Source organism: Streptomyces sp. NPDC058620, from assembly GCF_042717135.1.
Lineage (GTDB): Bacteria > Actinomycetota > Actinomycetes > Streptomycetales > Streptomycetaceae > Streptomyces.
The window spans coordinates 1-2,219 of record NZ_JBHXQO010000143.1 but is presented as its reverse complement, the minus strand read 5'-3'; the positions used below and the strand labels follow the sequence as shown (position 1 = coordinate 2,219).

The following is a 2,219-nucleotide window of genomic DNA, read 5'->3' as shown; positions in this document are numbered from 1 at the left end:
CTGCGGGCGTTGTCGCGTGAGTGTGGCGTGTCGATGTTCATGACGTTGTTGTCGGCGTATGTGGTGTTGCTGGGTCGGTACGCGGGTTCGGAAGACGTGGTGGTGGGCACGCCGGTCGCGAACCGGAACCGTGCGGAGACGGAGGACCTGATCGGGTTCTTCGTGAACACGTTGGTGATGCGTACGGATCTGTCGGGTGATCCGACGTTCCGTGAGGTGCTGGGGCGGGTGCGGGAGACGGCTCTTGGTGCGTACGGGCACCAGGACGTGCCGTTCGAGCAGGTCGTGGAAGCGCTGGTGTCGGAGCGTGACCGCTCACGGACCCCTTTGTTCCAGGCGCTGTTCAACTATGACTTCGTTGAGAGCGACAGCGGTGAGGCCGGCGGTGATGAGGGTGCCGGGGCTGGGCTGGTGGGCCGGTCGGTGGACCGTACTGGGAGTGCTTCGGAGAGGGTTGTTGCGAAGTTCGATTTGCGTTTGGTGTTGAGTGATGGTGGGGCGGGGTTGGGTGCGGAGTTTGAGTACAGCTCTGCGTTGTTCGATGCGGTGACGGTGGAGCGTTTGGGTGGTCATTTGGTGAGGTTGTTGTCGGCGGTGGCTGTGGATGCTGATCAGCGGGTGTGTGGGTTGCCGGTGTTGTCTGCGGGTGAGCGTGAGTTGTTGGTGGGGGGTTGGGGTGGGGCGGCTGTGGGGTTGCCGGCTGTGGGTGGTGTGGGTGAGTTGGTTGCTGAGTGGGCTGTGGTGTCTCCGGATGCGGTGGCGGTGGTGTCGGGTGATGTGTGTGTGACGTATGGGGGGTTGGTGGCGCGGGCGAATCGGTTGGCGCATTACTTGCGTGGGGTGGGTGTGGGGGCGGAGTCGGTGGTGGGGCTGTGTTTGCCGCGTGGGGTGGAGATGGTGGTTGCGGTGTTGGGTGTGTGGGCTGCGGGGGGTGCGTATGTGCCGTTGGATCCGGAGTATCCGGCGGATCGGTTGGCGTTCATGTTGGGGGACAGTCGGGCGTCGGTGTTGGTGGGTACGGAGGAGTTGGTGGATGAGTTGCCGGTGGGTCGTTTGCGGACGGTGGTGGTGGATGATCCGGTGGTGGTGGGTGTGTTGGCGGGGCTTCCGTCGAGTGCTCCTGAGGTGAGGTCGGGGCCGGATCAGTTGGCGTATGTGATGTATACGTCGGGGTCGACGGGGCGGCCGAAGGGTGTGCAGGTTACGCGTGGTGGTTTGGTGAGTTATGTGGTGTCGGTGGCGGATCGTGTGGGTTGGGGGGTTGTGGGGGGTCGGTTCGGGTTGTTGCAGCCGATGGTGACGGATTTGGGTAACACGGTGGTGTTCGGGTGTTTGGTGTCGGGTGGTGTGTTGCATGTGGTGGGTGCGGATGTGGCGGTGGATGGGCGTGGGGTGGCGGGGTTTGTTCGGGAGTGGGGGATTGATTTTGTGAAGGTGGTGCCGTCGCATTTGGCTGCGTTGGTGGCTGGGTGTGGTGGTGAGGTGGGGTTGTTGGTTCCGCGTCGTGGTCTGGTGCTGGGTGGGGAGGGTGCGTCGGCGTCGTGGTTGCGTGGGGTGGTGGAGGCTGCTGGGGATTGTGTGGTGGTGAATCATTACGGGCCGACGGAGACGACGGTGGGTGTGGTTGCTGGTGTGTTGGTGGTGGGGTCGGGTGGTTTGGCGGATGGGGTGGTGGGTTTGGGGAGGCCGTTGGGGAATAGCAGGGTGTATGTGTTGGGTGGGGGGTTGGAGCCGGTTCCGGTGGGTGTGGTGGGTGAGTTGTTTGTTGGGGGTGTTCAGGTGGCGCGGGGGTATGTGGGGCGTGCTGGGTTGACGGGTGAGCGGTTTGTGGCTGATCCGTTTGTGGGTGATGGCAGTCGGATGTATCGGACGGGTGACCGGGTTCGGTGGTTGGGGGATGGGCGGCTGGAGTTTGTGGGGCGGGTGGATGCGCAGATCAAGGTGCGTGGTTTCCGTGTTGAGCCGGGTGAGGTGGAGGCTGCGCTGGTGGGTCATGCGCGGGTTCGTTCCGCGGTGGTGGTGGCGCGTGGTGAGGGTTCGGAGCGTCGTTTGGTGGCGTATCTGGTTCCGGATGGTCAGGGGGAGGGGATTCCGTCGGTCGGGGAGCTGCGTGTGTTCCTGGGTGGGCGGTTGCCGGAGTACATGGTGCCGTCGGTGTTCGTCGAGCTGAGCGAGCTCCCGCTGACCGCGAACGGCAAACTCGACCACGCCGCCCTGCC

Annotated in this window: 1 protein-coding gene; it reads left to right on the top strand. The window is 64.2% G+C overall.

Going from position 1 to position 2,219, the window contains the following annotated elements:
* Positions 1–33 precede the first annotated feature (33 nt).
* A partial coding sequence (locus tag ACFWSK_RS37675) for an amino acid adenylation domain-containing protein (protein ID WP_383796677.1) occupies positions 34–2,219 on the top strand: 2,186 nt, incomplete at its 3' end.